Source organism: Fulverythrobacter ferritrahens (genome assembly GCF_020539485.1).
Classification (GTDB): Bacteria; Pseudomonadota; Alphaproteobacteria; order Sphingomonadales; family Sphingomonadaceae; genus Andeanibacterium; species Andeanibacterium ferritrahens.
Genome location: NZ_JACDXU010000002.1, coordinates 264,364 through 279,447 on the forward strand (window position 1 = coordinate 264,364; position 15,084 = coordinate 279,447).

16 protein-coding genes are annotated in these 15,084 nt (G+C 64.5%); 10 read left to right on the forward strand and 6 right to left on the reverse strand.

Going from position 1 to position 15,084, the window contains the following annotated elements:
* Nucleotides 1–3 precede the first annotated feature (3 nt).
* Nucleotides 4–1,341 carry an MFS transporter gene (locus H0274_RS09460; protein WP_226794957.1) on the reverse strand — a complete coding sequence of 446 codons (1,338 nt, stop codon included), beginning with the start codon at nt 1,339–1,341 and terminating at the stop codon, nt 4–6.
* A 101-nt stretch (nt 1,342–1,442) separates the two neighbouring features.
* Here H0274_RS09460 and H0274_RS09465 point away from each other — a divergent pair, with 101 nt between their 5' ends.
* The gene (locus H0274_RS09465; RefSeq protein WP_226794960.1) at nt 1,443–2,255 is read left to right on the forward strand and encodes a CmcJ/NvfI family oxidoreductase; all 813 of its coding nucleotides are present in this window, start codon (nt 1,443–1,445) and stop codon (nt 2,253–2,255) included.
* A gap of 6 nt (nt 2,256–2,261) precedes the next feature.
* Here the strand turns inward: H0274_RS09465 and H0274_RS09470 are convergent, their stop codons facing one another.
* A complete protein-coding gene (locus tag H0274_RS09470; protein ID WP_226794963.1) occupies nt 2,262–3,452 on the reverse strand; it encodes an FAD-dependent oxidoreductase in 1,191 nt (396 codons plus the stop codon).
* Between the two features lie 124 nt (nt 3,453–3,576).
* On the opposite strand from H0274_RS09470, the gene H0274_RS09475 reads away from it, so the two are divergent.
* The 9 genes from H0274_RS09475 to H0274_RS09515 all read left to right on the forward strand — a co-directional run bounded on the left by H0274_RS09475 (nt 3,577) and on the right by H0274_RS09515 (nt 10,716).
* Nucleotides 3,577–4,809: a serine hydrolase domain-containing protein gene (locus H0274_RS09475; RefSeq protein ID WP_226794967.1), complete on the forward strand. Its 1,233-nt coding sequence runs from the start codon at nt 3,577–3,579 to the stop codon at nt 4,807–4,809.
* Nucleotides 4,810–4,825: 16 nt separating this feature from the next.
* Nucleotides 4,826–5,215, forward strand: a complete 390-nt coding sequence (locus tag H0274_RS09480; RefSeq protein ID WP_226794970.1) for a carboxymuconolactone decarboxylase family protein — start codon at nt 4,826–4,828, stop codon at nt 5,213–5,215.
* On the forward strand, nt 5,212–5,697 hold the full coding sequence (locus tag H0274_RS09485; protein WP_226794973.1) for a nuclear transport factor 2 family protein: 486 nt from the start codon (nt 5,212–5,214) through the stop codon (nt 5,695–5,697). The genes H0274_RS09480 and H0274_RS09485 overlap by 4 nt, the downstream gene beginning before the upstream one ends.
* A gap of 1 nt (nt 5,698) precedes the next feature.
* Nucleotides 5,699–6,112: a nuclear transport factor 2 family protein gene (locus tag H0274_RS09490; protein WP_226794976.1), complete on the forward strand. Its 414-nt coding sequence runs from the start codon at nt 5,699–5,701 to the stop codon at nt 6,110–6,112.
* 3 nt (nt 6,113–6,115) lie between these two features.
* Complete coding sequence (locus H0274_RS09495; protein ID WP_226794979.1) at nt 6,116–6,865, forward strand: SDR family NAD(P)-dependent oxidoreductase; 750 nt, start codon at nt 6,116–6,118, stop codon at nt 6,863–6,865.
* Nucleotides 6,866–6,884: 19 nt separating this feature from the next.
* Nucleotides 6,885–8,030 carry a serine hydrolase domain-containing protein gene (locus H0274_RS09500; RefSeq protein WP_226794982.1) on the forward strand — a complete coding sequence of 382 codons (1,146 nt, stop codon included), beginning with the start codon at nt 6,885–6,887 and terminating at the stop codon, nt 8,028–8,030.
* Nucleotides 8,031–8,064: 34 nt separating this feature from the next.
* Complete coding sequence (locus H0274_RS09505; protein WP_226794985.1) at nt 8,065–9,642, forward strand: phytoene desaturase family protein; 1,578 nt, start codon at nt 8,065–8,067, stop codon at nt 9,640–9,642.
* A gap of 70 nt (nt 9,643–9,712) precedes the next feature.
* Nucleotides 9,713–9,934 carry a hypothetical protein gene (locus tag H0274_RS09510; RefSeq protein WP_226794988.1) on the forward strand — a complete coding sequence of 74 codons (222 nt, stop codon included), beginning with the start codon at nt 9,713–9,715 and terminating at the stop codon, nt 9,932–9,934.
* Nucleotides 9,931–10,716, forward strand: a complete 786-nt coding sequence (locus H0274_RS09515; RefSeq protein ID WP_226794991.1) for an SDR family NAD(P)-dependent oxidoreductase — start codon at nt 9,931–9,933, stop codon at nt 10,714–10,716. Before H0274_RS09510 ends, H0274_RS09515 begins: the two co-directional genes overlap by 4 nt.
* Here the strand turns inward: H0274_RS09515 and H0274_RS09520 are convergent.
* From H0274_RS09520 to H0274_RS09535, 4 genes are all read right to left on the reverse strand, one after another.
* Nucleotides 10,713–12,185: a helicase HerA domain-containing protein gene (locus tag H0274_RS09520; protein ID WP_226794994.1), complete on the reverse strand. Its 1,473-nt coding sequence runs from the start codon at nt 12,183–12,185 to the stop codon at nt 10,713–10,715. The genes H0274_RS09515 and H0274_RS09520 overlap by 4 nt on opposite strands.
* A 146-nt stretch (nt 12,186–12,331) precedes the next feature.
* Nucleotides 12,332–13,270: an AraC family transcriptional regulator gene (locus H0274_RS09525; protein ID WP_226794997.1), complete on the reverse strand. Its 939-nt coding sequence runs from the start codon at nt 13,268–13,270 to the stop codon at nt 12,332–12,334.
* 112 nt (nt 13,271–13,382) lie between these two features.
* Nucleotides 13,383–14,276 (reverse strand): NAD(P)-dependent oxidoreductase, encoded by an 894-nt coding sequence (locus tag H0274_RS09530; RefSeq protein ID WP_226795000.1) that lies wholly within the window; start codon nt 14,274–14,276, stop codon nt 13,383–13,385.
* Nucleotides 14,273–15,082 carry an N-acyl homoserine lactonase family protein gene (locus H0274_RS09535; RefSeq protein WP_226795003.1) on the reverse strand — a complete coding sequence of 270 codons (810 nt, stop codon included), beginning with the start codon at nt 15,080–15,082 and terminating at the stop codon, nt 14,273–14,275. Before H0274_RS09535 ends, H0274_RS09530 begins: the two co-directional genes overlap by 4 nt.
* Between the last annotated feature and the right edge of the window lie 2 nt (nt 15,083–15,084).

Below are 15,084 nucleotides of genomic sequence, written 5' to 3' on the forward strand. Positions count from 1 at the left end.
GCCTTACCGCCCCGGCTCGATCCGCCGGGCGCGGCTGAAGGTCAGGGCGGAAAGCACGGCAGGCACGGCCATCGCGGTGCACACCGCGCCAATGGCCAGCCCCTCGCCCAGTAGCCATCCGCCCACGATCGGCCCGAAGATGGAGCCCACGCGCCCCGCCGTGGTGGCAAAGCCCAGCCCGGTGGCACGCAATTGCGGCGGGAAAGCATAGGCGATGGTCAGCCAGTTGGCTGTCGCCGATCCGAACAGCATAGCCCCGGTCAGCGGTGCGATCAGCCACAATGCCTGCGGATTGCCGGCGAACTGGCCGAACAGGGCGATCAGCGCGGCGAGGCTCAGCATGGTGGCCCACATCATGCGCTTCACCCCGATAGTACCGCACAGGAAGCCGGTGATCATCCCGCCCACGATCCCGCCATAGGAAACCCAAGCGGAATATTGTGCGCCCAAAATGTCGGAACCATTGGCCTGCGCCACCAGCGGCGGGCCCCAGTTTATGATGAAATACCAGGCGAACATGTTCAACGCATGGGCCAGGAACAGCTTGGCCAGTTCCTTCACATGGAAGGGCTGGGCGATCTCCGCCAGCACGGCGCTGCGCGCGCCTTCCGGCTTGGGCGGGAGTACGGAAATCTCGGCAATCGCCATGCGGCGCAGCATTGTGTTGGTGCGGGCGACGGCGTTCCTCGGCTGGCGGGAGAGCAGATAGTCGAGCGATTCCGCCAGCCACAGAAAGGCGACGGGAAACAGCACCGCCGACAGCGCCGATCCGACCCAGAAGATGCCGCGCCAGCCATAGGAATCCAGCACTGCCACTGCAACCATCGCACCAAGGATCGTACCCACCGGATAGGCGGCGGCAACGCAGCTCGATGCGAATTCGCGGCGTTTGAAGCTGGCATATTCCAGCGCCAGCATCCCGGCCGTGCTGGTCATACCGCCGATCCCGATGCCGGTGACGACGCGTCCCGCAGCCATTGAGAAGAAGCCGTGCGACAGGGCGGAAATCGCCATGCCCGCGCTCATGAAGATCAGGCAGGAAAGGATGGCGGGCCGCCTGCCCCACTGGTCTGCCACGGGGGAGACGCCCAATGCGCCGATGGCCATGCCGACCAGATTCATCGACAGCAGCGTGCCCAGCGCGGCATCGCCCATGCCCCATTCGCGCTTCAGGGCGGAGCCTGCCTGGGCAAGGGCGAGAATGTCATAGCCGTCGATCATGTTGATCAGCACGCACAGGCCGATCACCGCATATTGCGGCAGCTGCATGGGGCGATTGCCCAGCACCTCGCGCGGATCGGAAATGGGTGCCGAAACGGGTTTGGGCGTTTCGCTTGCCACCAAGACTTCCCCCTCTGCCGGCCGCTAAGTTGTGGCCTGTCGGGCAGGCTATGCCGCGCAGCATGGCGCGCCAAGTTCACCGAGCGAAGGAGAGGTTGATCGTGAGCGAAGCCGAGCGGATGGTCCGGGATGTCGAGACGGTGATGAACCATATCGTGCGCGGCGAGAAAGCCACCTTCCATCCCGGCGCGCGGGAAAAGAGCTATTGGCCGGTCGAGGAACACCGGATCGCCATCAGGGACATGCGCCCGATCGCGGAAGACCTGTCGTTCGATCGCAACGGTTTTGTCCTGCTGGATGAACCGACCCGCGTCACCGATTTCACCGACAGGGGGGAACTCGCCCGTTACTGCCGGGAAACGGAAGCGCTGGTGCAGCGGCTCACCGGCGCGGCCAGGACGGTCAGCTTCGGTGCGGTAGTGCGCACCAATGCTGGTGGGACGCACGGCCACAACATGCCCGCCTATGGCGCCCATGTGGATTATGGCGACCGCACGGTGCGGGACTTTGCCTTTGACCTCCTGCCGAAGGAGGAGGCCGAGCGGCGCCTTTCAGGCCGTTATATGCTGATCAATGTCTGGCGGCCCATCGTGATGGTGGAAAGCGCGCCTCTGGCCTTGTGCGATGCCAGCACGGTGAAGCGCGAAGATCTGTTCGACAGCGAAGTGGTGGGCGGACTAGGCGATTTCGGCCGCCGCTCGCTCTGGGGCTTCAATCTCGCATGGGCGCCGGGCCAGCACTGGTATTGGGTACCGCATATGCAGCCATGGGAAGCACTGGCTTTCAAGCTGTATGACAGCGATCCCGACGCCGTGCAGTTAACCGCGCACAGTGCATTCGACATCCCCGACACTCCGCCTGACGCCGCACCCCGGCAGAGCATCGAGCTGCGGACGATTTCCTTCATGGAATGAAGGCGCTCAGGCCTCCACCGGCGAAGGCGTCTCCAGCGTTTTCACGAACCACAGGCCGTTCCGCCGCGCATCGGCATCGCGTGCCATGAGGCGCAGCCCGTCGAGCGCATTCTCCAGCGCGGCCCCGCCACCGCAGGCGTGGAAGACGAGTTGCTTGTTGGCGATTGCCCGGGGCGAGGTCCGCTCAAGATAGATCCGCCGCCGCTCCTCGGCATAGATATCCAGCAGCGCCGGATTCGCCCCGTCCAGCACCACGGCGGCCAGAGTGGGCCATAGGGCATAGGCATCGAACAGCCCGGTGGTGAGGCCATAGCCCCCAGTGGGGTTGGTCACATGGGCGGCGTCCCCCACCAGAACTACGCGGCCCTTGCGGAAGCTCTCCGCCGCGCGCTGATGCATCCGGTAGGGCGCCGCCCGGTCCAGCCTGTGGCCGCCTTCTCCCGCCAACAGGTGCTTGTAGGCATCCGGCAGGCGCTGGAGATAATCCCGTTCCGGCAGGGCGGCGTCCTCCATATAGGTGCAGCGCCACAGCCCATTTTCGTCGATCTTGACTATCACCGCGCCCCATTGATCGTCGATCACCATGGTGGTGCGCCCATAACCGGCGCTCTCGAAATCGTGATAGACATTGGTGGCCACGAACCGTTCGGGCCAGGTCATCCCGTCAAAGCCCAGATTCAGCGTCTTGCGCACCAGACTGCCAGCGCCATCCGCCCCCACCAGATAGGCGCAGGAGAGATATTCCACACCCTCCGGCCCTTCCACCGCCACCCGCACTCCGCCAGCATCCTGCGCCAGCGTGGCCATTGCCGTGCCGAAGCGGACCTCCGCATCAGGCAGCGCCTCCAGCCGGTCGCGTGCTATCGCGGCCAACCGATCCTGCCCCAAGTGGAGGTTATAGGGGAAGGCGGTGTGTCCCTCGAGCACCGAGAGATCGTAACGGATTTCCTCGCCGGTGCTGCGCACCAGCCAGAGATAGTCCTGCTTGGCAAAACCGATCCGTTCCGCCTCCGCGCGGATGCCGAGCCGTTCCAGCCCATCGAGGACGGACCAGTGATAGACTGCGGCGCGCGGGCTATCGATGATCGCTTCCTCTGCCTCCAGCACGCACACCGTCACGCCCGCCTGCGCCAGCCCAAGTGCCGTGACAAAGCCGGTCGGGCCGCCGCCCACGATAATCACATCGAAGTCGTGCATGCATCACTCTCCCTTGCGACACGTGCCAGAGGGCTTCGCGCGCTGCCAAGAGATTTTCGCCCATGTTCAAGCGGCAAATGGGGGGCGGGCCTAGGACTTGTCCCTGGAAGAGGAGAGGATGCCAGTGGCTCAGCCCCAGCTAGACGAAACGATCGAAGCACGCGGCGGAACCTATCGCCTGCACGGGTGCTACAATCCTGAATTCGGCGGGGTTGCCGAAGCCTTCATCGAGAATTTCCGGGTGGAGGAAGAACTGGGCGCAGCCACATCCGTGGTGATCGATGGCGAAACGGTGGTCGATCTCTGGGGCGGCTGGGCGCGCGAAGACCGCTCGCAGGAATGGGGCGAGCATTCCACCGTCTGCATGATGAGCGTGGCCAAGGGGATTACCGGCATTGCCTTCAACATGCTGGTGGATCGCGGCTTGGTGGATATCGACAAGCCGGTGGCTCATTATTGGCCCGAATTCGCGCAGAACGGGAAAGAGGATATTCTCGTGCGCTGGTGCCTCGATCACCGCGCGGCAATCCCCGTGCTGACCACCGACACGATGTATCCGGGCGGGTTCTTCGATTACCCCGCCTATATCCGCGCGCTGGAAGTGCAGGAGCCCTTGTGGCAGCCGGGCACGCGCGCGGCCTATCACGTGCATAATCAGGGCTTCCTGCTGGGCGAGATCATGCGCCGCGTGACGGGCATGACCGTTGGGCCTTTCCTGCGCCAGAATGTCACCGGGCCGCTCCATGCGGAATATTGCATCGGCGGGATGAACGAAGAGGAACAGTCCCACGTTGCCGAAGTGCTGCCCAACACCAAGGCGCGGCTGTTTGCGGCGAAGGACCAGACCGTGCCGCCCAAGCCGACCACGCCGGAAGGCTGGCAGGACGGGGCGACCCTGCGCAGCTTTGCCTTCCTGCAAAACCCCAACGAGCCGTGGCACACCACGATGAACTCGCCGATCTGGCGCACCTGCGAGATCGCCAGTGGTTCCGGCCATGGCAATCCGCGCGGCGTGGCGCGCATCTATGGCGCCGCGGTGGGCGAGGTCGATGGGGTGAGCCTGCTGTCGAAGGAAGCGCTGGAGGCGATGCTGGTAGAGCAGCACAACCAGATCGAGCTGCTGCAGGACCGGCCCTATCATCAGGCGCTGGGCGTGCTGCTGAACACGCCGGAGGCGGTCTATATGGGCCCCAATCCGCGCAGCTTCGGCCATCATGGCCTCGGCGGATCGATCGGCTTTGGCGATCCGGATGCGAAGCTCGGCTTCTCCTATTGCTGCAACCAGATGCACAGCGTGGGCGACAATGGCCCGCGCGCAAGGCGCCTGATCGACGCGGTTTACGCGACGATCGGCTGAGAAAGGACAGGATCAGATGGATAAGGAACTTTTCGACAAGGGCATGAAGATCCGCCGCGAGGTGCTGGGCGATGCCTATGTCGACCGGGCACTGGCGAAGAGCGGGCCGTTCAACGATCCGCTGCAGGAACTGGTGACCACCTATTGCTGGGGCTGGACCTGGGGGCGGGAAGGCCTGCCGCGCCGCGACCGCTCGCTGATCAACCTTGCCATGATCTCCGTGCTCAACCGCAGCCACGAGCTGAAGGCGCATATCCGCGGCGCGCTCAACAATGGCCTTACCAAGGAGGAAATCCGCGAAGTGCTGCTGCAGGTGGGCATCTATGCCGGCATCCCGGCCACGGTGGACAGCTTCCGCATCGCCAATGAGGCTTTTGCCGAAATCGAAGCGGAACAGGCATCATGAAAGACCGGAAACGCCTGAGGATCGAGGCCGAGTGCGGCAAATTGCCGCTGCTCTTCGCGCATTATGCCGACAATGGCGATCATGAGGCGCTTGCCGCCCTGTTCACCGAGGATTGCATCTTTGCCCGGCCTTTCCAGCCGGATTATCCCTTCTACGGGCGCGACAAGGTGCAGGCGATTTTCCGTGACCGGCCACCGATCCTGGTCCGCCACGTGGTCACCAATGTGCTGGTGGAAGTGATTTCCGAAACAGAGGCCAAGGGCACCAATTACCTCGCCATGCTCTCCAGCCACAAATCGGTGGAGCCGCCGCAGGAAGCGGGCGGGCTCTATGTCGGCGGGTTCGAGGATCATTACGTGAAGACGCCCGAAGGGTGGAAATTCGCCAGCCGCTATGGCCAGGTTGCGCTGCACATGGGCGGGGCGATGCCGGTCATCCCGCCGCCGACCGACGAGGCGCGCGGCGCGGGCAAGGGAGAGTGAAATGAGCGTTAAGGCCGCCAATGCCGACGAGCAGCTGGTGCTCGATTTCTTCGAGGTGCTGTCTTCCGGCGATCTGGAGAAGCTGCGCGGCTTCTATCACGACCAGTCCGTGTGGGAACCCAAGGTGAAGGGCATCGCCGGGGCCGGACGCCATGTGGGGATGGACATCATCGACAAGTTCCTCGCCCCGGTGCGTGGCATGTTCCATCCGGGTGACCCGAAGGTCCATGTCCATGCCATGTTCTCAAGAGACGGCTGGGTCTGCGTGGAATCCAATTCCACCGGCACCACCATGGACGGCAAGGTCTATGACAATGACTATTGCTGGGTGTTCGAAATCTCGAACGGCAAGATCGACGCGATGCGGGAATATATGGACAGCCATTATACCGCCAAACTCTTCGGGATGGATTGAGCCATGCGGTTCGATGGCCGCCCGATCCTGATTTCCGGCGCGGGGCGGGGCCTTGGCGAAGGGATCGCGAAACACCTCGCCAGTGAGGGCGCCATTGTCGGCGTGGCGGACATTAATCAGGCTTCCGCTCACAAGGTGGTGGATGAAATCCGCGCTGCCGGGGGCGAGGCCCATGCCTATGGCGGCGATCTGGGCCAGCGGGCGCAGTTCTTCAGCGTAGCGGAAGCCTTCCGCTACGATGCAGGCCCGCTGCGCGCGGTGATCAACAATGCCTCCGTGCTGGTTTACGAGCCGATTGAGGACGTGACCGAGGAAACGCTCGAGCTGATGCTCTCCGCCGGGCTCAAATCGGTGTTCTGGGGCGTGCAGGCCTTCCTTGCCTATCGGGATGAGGAGGCGGGCGGCAACATCCTCAATTACTCATCGCCGGTCGCCTATCGCGGACGCCCGAATACCGGTGCCTATACCACGATCAAGGCGGGCATCGCCGGGCTCACCAAGGTGCTGGCGGGCGAATTGGGCCCGCGCGGCATCCGGGTCAACGCCATTGCTCCGGGCAGCGTGCCGACCCCGGCGACGGATGGCTTCGTCACGCCCGAACAATATGCCCAGCGGGCGAAGAACATCCCCCTGCGCCGCAACGGCACGCCCGAGGATGTCGCCCGCGCGGCGGCCTTCCTCCTCTCGGACGAGGCGGATTTCGTGAACGGGGCCATGCTGGCCATCGATGGCGGCATCATCGCGGCGGGCTGACACGACAGGACAAGAGAATATGGCACAGGTCTGGCAGGAACGGCTCGATACACTACGCGCGGTCATCCTCGCGGATATTGCGCGCGGGGATTATTACGGGCTGGTGCTCACCGTCGGGCGCGGCGGGGAGAAGGTGTTCGAGGAAGCACTGGGCGCGCAGGATGGGGCTGGGGAACGACCCTTGCGGCTGGACAATGTCTTCTCGATCTTCTCCACCACCAAGGCCTTCACCAACATCCTGATCCTCAAGGCAATCGAGGAAGGCCGCTTCGCACTGACCACCAAGGTGCGCGATGTGCTGCCGGAATTCACCGGCAAGCCGCGCGAGGAAGCAACCTTCTATCATCTGCTCACGCACACGGCTGGTATGCCCGGCGTGTGGACGCCCAAGCCGGGCATGTATCTCGACCGTCTTTCCGACCTCTATGAGGCGACGACAGAGGCAGTGCATGGCGTGGTGGAACCGGGCAGCCGCTGCGATTATTCGCCGCTGGTCAATCATGTGCTGATGGGCATGGCGCTTGTCCGCACCGATCCCAAGGGTCGCGATTACCAGACCCTGCTGCATGAGGATCTGTTCGCCCCGCTCAGGATGGACAGCACTTCCATGGGGCTTCGCGCGGACCTGAAGGACAGGCATGTCCGCCCGGATATGCGCGGCACGGTGCCGATCAAGCACCTGTCCCGCAATATCGAGGGCGACCACGCCCTGTTCGAGGACCCGGCGACCGAGGCGCCGCATGTCGGCTGCGCTTCCACCTCGGGCGATCTCTATCGCTTTGCCGAGATGCTGCGCCGGGGCGGGGAGCTGGACGGGGTGCGCATCCTGTCCCCGCGCATGATCAAGGTCGCCCGGCAGGTCCATACGGGCGAGATGCCGAACGAGCTTTACAAGGCGGCCCATCTGCGCGCCGGCTGGCAGGTCGCGCCTGCCTATATGGGGCTGGGCTTCAATGTGCGCGGCACGGCCATCGTGAACCATCAGCTGGGCACGCTCACCTCGCCGGAGACCTACGGCAATTATGGCGCGGGCAGCACGCTCTTCTGGGTCGATCCCGAACTGGACGTCAGCTTCGCGGCCACCAGCGCCGGGGTGATGACCCAGACGGCCAACATCGACCGCTTCCAGAAGCTGTCCGACCTCGTCGTGTCGGCAATGGTCTGACGGCCCCGACGGCCGCGGGATTGAGGATGATTGAATGAGCGACGCAGACATCATTGCCATCGGTTCGGGCCATAACGGGCTTGTCGCCGCGGCCTATCTGGCGGTGGCGGGCAAGAAGGTGCTGGTGCTGGAACGCAATGAATGGTTCGGCGGCGGCGTGGTGACGCGCGAGCTGACGCGGCCCGGCTTCCGGCACGATCAGCATTCGATGAGCCACATCTTCATCCAGGGCAATCCGCTGCTGCTGAATGACGATCTGGGTCTGAAGTCGAGATACGGGTTGCGCTACGTCTTCCCCGACGTGCCGATGATGAGCGTGTGGGAAGATGGTTCGACCCTGCCGCTGCATCGCGATCCGGCGAAATCGGCCGAGGCGATCCGCAAGTTCTCCCACAAGGATGCGGAGACTTTCCTGGAGATGTCGCGCCAGGCCGCGCAATGGCTGCCGATGATCCAGGCTGGGCTCTATTCCCCGCCCATGCCGCTGGGCGCGCAGACGGCGATGATGGACCAGAGCGCCGAAGGGCGCGAGATCATGCGCACTATGGCGGTCAGCACTTTCGACCTGATGGAAGAGCTGTTCGAGCATGACAAGGTGAAGGCCCATTTCGGCCGCGTGGCGGGCGAAAACCTAGTCAGCCCGGACGAGAAGGCCACCGGCATCGGCGCCTATGTGTTCCTCGGCTTCCTCGAGAAATTCGGCTTTGGCGTGCCGGTGGGCGGATCGGGCAGCCTCACCGCCGCCCTGATCGCCTGCATCGAGGATCACGGCGGCAAGGTGCTGAACAATTGCGAGGTGCGCGAGATCGTGACCGACGGCTCGCACGCGACAGGCGTGGTGCTGGACGATGGTTCGCGCCTTTCCGCAAGGGACGGGATCATCGGCGCGATCCATCCGCACATCCTGCCCGACATGGTCGCGGCCCTGCCCGCCCATGTCGCGAAGAATGCGAAGCGCACTCACATCACCGATGCGGCCTGCTTCACGGTCCATGCCGCGCTCGATGCGCCGATGAAGTTCAAAGCCAAAAACAGCGAGGGTGGCAACCTTTCGGCCGTGATGTATGAGCTGATGCCCGCCAGCTATGAAGACATGCGCCGGGCCTTCGACGAGCTGCGCTATGGCAATTTCTCGCCCACGCCGCTGGTCGGGGTCGGCCAGCTGACCCAGCACGATCCCAGCCGCGCGCCCGATGGCAAGGCGATCTTCCACGCGTGGGACTATGTGCCTTACACTCGCAAGGATGGCCGCGACTGGGATGAGGCCAAGGGCGAATTCGCCGAGAAGATGATCCGCCGCATGGGTGATTTCATCGAGAATGTGCCCGACATCGTGCTCGATTATCACTGCGACAGCCCGGTGGACATGGAGCGGACCAGCCCCAGTTTCTTCCGGGGCGATCTGCACGGCATTGCCACCACCACCTATCAGTCAGGCTCGCACCGGCCCACGCCGGAGCTGGGCCAGTATCGCGTGCCGGGGGTGGAGGGGCTCTATCTCGTCGGGCCGTTCCAGCATCCGGGCGGCGGCGTCTTCGGCGCCGGGCGCGCCACGGCCCAGGTGATGGCAGAAGACCTCGGCATCGATTTCGACGGGATCCGCGTCTCGTGATGCGCTGCCATCTCCAGAACGTCACCCTGAACTCGTTTCAGCATAACGACTGCTTGCGAGAGGTGCGGCTGTGAAGATCTATTCCGCTGACAAGAGCGAACTGATGCAGGTTTCCGCCATCGAGCGGAAGGGCAACGATCTCGTGCTGAAAGGCAAGGTCTTCGGCACCATGCCGATGAGCGCCACGCTCACCCCCGAACAGGCGCGTGCCGCGTTCAAGCTGCTGACGCCCGGGCTGATCCTGTTCCTCCTCACCATGCCGTTCCGGTCCTCCAAGGGAGACAAGAAATGAAGCGCCACGAAGGCAAGACCATGCTCGTCACCGGTGCGGCCGGGGCGATCGGCTATGCCACTTGTGAAATCCTCGCCCGCGAAGGCGCGCAGGTGATGCTGGTGGATATCGATGCGGCAAAGCTGGAAGAACGGGTGAAGACGCTCAGCGATGCGGGGCATACGGTGTTCGGCCATCATGCCGATTGCGCGGATGAGCGGCAGGTGGTCGGCTATGCAGAGGCGGCGCTGAAGGCGATGGGCCGGGTGGACGGCTTTTTCAACAATGCCGGGATCGAAGGGCATCTTGCCCCCACGCACGAATATGAGGTCGCCGAATTCGACCGGGTGCTGCACGTAAACCTGCGCGGCATGTTCCTGGGCCTGCGCTATGTGCTGCCCGACATGGTGAAGCGGGGCAAGGGCGCGGTGGTGAACACCGCCTCGATCGGTTCCGAACGCGGCCTTGCGGGCGCCTGCGCCTATAACGCAGCCAAGCATGGCGCGGTGGGCCTTACTCGCACGGCGGCCAGCGAAGTGGCGCAGAAGGGTGTGCGGGTGAACTGCGTGATGCCCGGCGTGATCGAAACCCCGCTGCTGGTCGGCATGCTGGAGCAGATGTTCGACGATGTCGCTGCCGGTATGCGCAAGCTGGGCGAAGTGGCCACGCTCAACCGCGTGGGCCAGCCCGCCGAGGTGGGCAATGTGGTGAGCTTCCTGCTCTCGGATGAGGCCAGCTACGTCAACGGCGCGAAGTGGGAAATCGACGGCGGCGCGCTGGCGACGATCAGGAACGATATTTAACCGCTGAGCACTGCGTCCAGACCGGGCACGATCAGCGTGCGCCCGCCGCCGAAATCGTGGCGGACCACGATCAGGCCCTTCCTTTCCAGATGTTCCAGCAGGCGGCGGATGCGGCCGGGGGAGCTGGTGCCGTAGACGCGGGAGAGTTCCTCGTCATCCGGCTCCTCGATGCCCTCGGCGGCATGGCGCGCGATGGTGAGGAAGGGCGCCAGCACATCGTCATCCAGCGCGCTGCCCATTTCCAGTATATGATCGCGCACATGCGGCTCCAGCTCCTCCAGCCGGGCAAGCGCGATGGCGAACATGCGGCGGAAACCGGCCATGTCGGGTGTGGCAGCGCTGGCCTGCCGCTTGCGGCAATGGAGCAGGAAGGTCTGGTAGAGCGCGGCGGAAGGCTGGAAGGCGGCGCGCGGGTCCGTGGCCATGGCGCGCATGATATCTTCCACCACCTGCGCGGCGGCGTTTGGGGAAGGAGAGGAAAGCTCCGCCCCATCCTCGTCGCTTGCCACCGGATCCGATTCGAAACGGGTGATCTGTTCGGACAGCTGCTCGGCCGTGAAGGCGGGTGGCGGCGGTGCTGCGCGCTTTGCCTCGGCCTGGCTCTCCATCACGGAGGCGAGTTCGGCATGGAGCAGCGCCTCCATTTCCTCCGCCGGGGCAGTCGGCAGTGGGGCGAGTTTGCTGGCCGTCACCTTGGGGCCGGATTTCACCGGGCCGACCTTCACCGCGCTCGGCCGGCGGCAGATTGCAGGGCCGAGGCCGAGGAAGCGCCCGCGCTCAAGGTCGCGGATGCGCTCGGCCTGCCGCCGCTCCATGCCCAGCAAATCGGCCGCTCGCAGCATGTCGATATCGAGGAAGGTGCGCCCCATCAGGAAGTTGGAGGCTTCCGCAGCGACGTTTTTGGCCAGCTTGGCAAGGCGCTGCGTGGCCACAATCCCGGCCAGCCCGCGCTTGCGGCCGCGGCACATCAGGTTGGTCATGGCATTCAGCGTGATGCGGCGCGTATCCTCGCTGATCTCCCCAGCCACGGCGGGGGCGAACATCTGCGCCTCGTCCACCACCACCAGAGCGGGGAACCAATGTTCGCGCGGGGCATCGAACAGGGCGGTCACGAAATGGGCGGCGCAGCGGATCTGCTGTTCCACATCCAGCCCTTCCAGTGCCAGCACCACCGAGGCGCGATGTTGCCGCACGCGCGCTGCCAGTGCCTCGATCTCGGCAATGGAATGGGCCGCGCCGTCAATCACCACATGGCCGAAATGGTCGGCCAGCGAAACGAAATCCCCTTCCGGGTCAACCACCACCTGCTGCACCATGCCGGCGCTTTCCTCCAGCAGGCGGCGCAACAGGTGCGACTTGCCGGACCCGCTATTGCCCTGAACGAGCAAGCGGGTTGCCAGCAATTCTTCGAGGTCGATCCGGACCGGCTGGCCCGTTTCGTCCTCACCTATGACGATGTGCGAATCCACGCGCCTGAGCTAGCGGCTGGTTCCGGGCGGACCAAGGGGGCGAGGGAGGTTTTCCAGATATGCGTGCCGGATGGGGTGGATTTGCCTGACATTGTCACCCCGGACCTGTTCCGGGGTGACGACAAGGGGGGGCAGGGTGGCCGGACTTACCCCCGCTCGCCCGCGCGATAGTTCCTCGGACTCATCTCGAAGCGGCGGCGGAAGGCGCGGCAGAAGCTGGAGAGATCATTGAAGCCGACATCGTAGGCCACGTCCGTTACCGTCACGTCGCCCCCTTCACGCTCCAGGCGACGAGCAGCGAGTTCGAGCCGGCGGTTCTGGATGAAGGCGCGCGGGGTGGTGCCCATTTCGGCGAACAGCATCTGCACATAGCGCGCGGAAACGCCCATGCGGCGGGCGAGGCGGTGGACGTCCAGATCGGGATCGGTCAGATCCGCTTCCACCGCTTCGAACAGGGCGCGGCGGCGTTCGTCACGCCGGTTGGGCTCGATGACTGGGCGGGAAGCGGCATAGGCCATGTCCAGCAAGGGCCAGATCGCATCGCCCAGTGCGTCAACCCATTCGCCGCTGCCATCATGCTCCAGCTCTTCCCACGCATTGCGCATGAAGCTGGAAAACAATGCACCGGCGCCGCGCCGCCCGCTGACGGGAACGCCCACCTGGCTGCGCAGATGAGGCATGCGTTCTTCCACGGTCGCCAGCGGCAGGCGGACCACGATGGCCTGGGTATATTCCTCGAAACTCAGCCAGAGGGGCTTGGACGGATCGTAAAGAACGAAGTCTCCTTCCTCCAGCACGGCGGTGCGCCCGCCCGTGTGGTTGGTGCTGCGGCCCCGGTGTTGCACCTGGATGTTCAGCACCCCGGCATTCTCATGGTCCGGTGCGCTGTAGATGCGGGCCGGGCTGGAGCAGGGGGAGAGCAATTCGCAATCGCGCAATTTGCGGCGATAGAGCCGCGCCTCGAACGGCGTTTCCCCAAGGGATTCGACCTGAATGGGTGCGACCAGGCGCGCTATATCGTTCCAGAAGGGCAGGCGGTCGGACGGCGCGACCTCTGCCGTGCTCAGTTGCTCGAGCAGCGACATGACAACCAAACTCCCAATGCCGCGAGATTCGCGGCGGGCCTCGTATCGGGCCATTGGGAGGGGAGGTTATGGAGCCTTTGGACGCTTGGCAAGCGGCGTGCGAATCGGGGCCTCAAACGTCTCGTTCCGGGTCAAGCCCGGCGTCGGCTTCCACCACCTTGGCCATGGCGGTGAAATCCGCATCGGGCCCGTAATCGGCCAGCGCCCGTTCCAGATAGGTACGCACTACCTGCCCTAGCTGCAGCGGCACGCCCATGGCCTCGGCCTCGTCCAACAGAAGGTTCGTATCCTTCAGGCTCAGCGCGGCGGCGAAGCCGAAATCGAAGCTGCGCGGTAATACGGAACGAGGCCATTTGTCGCGCGTGGCGGAATTGATGCCGGTGCCGCTGTTCAGCACCTCGATCATGCGGGCAGGGTCCAGCCCGGCCTTGATCCCCATCGCCATGCCTTCGGAGGTGACGCCGATGGCCACTGCGCCCAGCAGATTGTTGACCAGCTTCATCACCTGCCCGGCTCCGGGCGTTTCACCCATGTAGAAAGGCTTGCCCATAAGCTGCAGCAGCGGGAGGATCTGATCGTAGCCCGCCTGCGGCCCGCCAGCCATGATTGCCAGAGTGCCATCCTTCGCGCCCTTGATCCCGCCGGAAACCGGCGCGTCGATGCTGGCGATGCCCTTGGCGGAGAGCGCGGCGTGCAGGTCTTGCGCCAGACGCGGGCCGGAGGTCGAAAGATCACAAATGATCTTCACCCTGCTGCCTTCGGCCACGCCGCCGGGGCCGAGGATCGCCTCGCGCACGATGGGCGGAGTGGGCAGGCTGGCGAAGACGATATCGCATTCATCGCCCAAGGCCTTGGACGATCCGGCGGCTTCCGCCCCCTGCGCCACCAGCGCGGCGACGGCTTCGGGCGAGACATCATGCACCAGAATGCGGTCTGCATGGCCGATAAGGTTGGCCGCCATATTGGCGCCCATGCGGCCAAGGCCGATGAAACCGACAATGCTCATAGATACTCCGAAACGGGTTTGTGCGGAGGCAGATCCACGCGGGCGATGTCGTTTTCCGACGGGAAGCAGGTCAGCACCAGCGGATCGTGGCCGGGAATGAGGTGATCGAGCGATCCGCCTGCCAGTTCCAGCGCGCGGGCCTGCGCGGCCCGATATTGCGGCTCGTCGATGAAGATCGGGAAGGGCAGCGCGCGCGCGATATTGGCGTAAAGATGCGCCGCGTCGCTAGCCAGAACCACCGTGCCGCGCGCCGTCTCGCAGCATACTACCATCAGCCCGGCGGTGTGGCCCGGGCATATGCGCAGTGATATTCCGGGGGCGAATTCGCTATCGCCGGCATGGAACACCACTCGGTCCGCATAGAGCTTGCGCACCAGCTGGGCGACCGGCTCTGCGTCAAACGGCGCGCGGATATCGTGGTCGCACATGGCGCGGCTGGTGGCGAAGGCGAGTTCGGCATCCTGCACATGGAAATGCGCATTCGGGAAGGCGCCCAGCGATCCCGCGTGATCGTAATGCAAGTGAGTGAGGATCACATGTTCCACCAGCAGATGGTCGATCCCCGCCTCGCGCAGTCCTTCGGCCACGGGGCGGATCAATGTGCGTCCCCGTGCCATGGCTGCTGCTTCGCCAAAGCCGGTATCGACGATCACCGGAGGATGGCCCTCGCGGTGGATCGCCCAGACATAATAATCGAGCGGCATCGGCAGGTCGTGATCGTCCACCGGCTGCGAGAAATTGGCCGCCGCCACACGCTCGTGCCGCGCATAGAGGATCGCGTCGATACGGGTGACGGGGGCAGTCATGG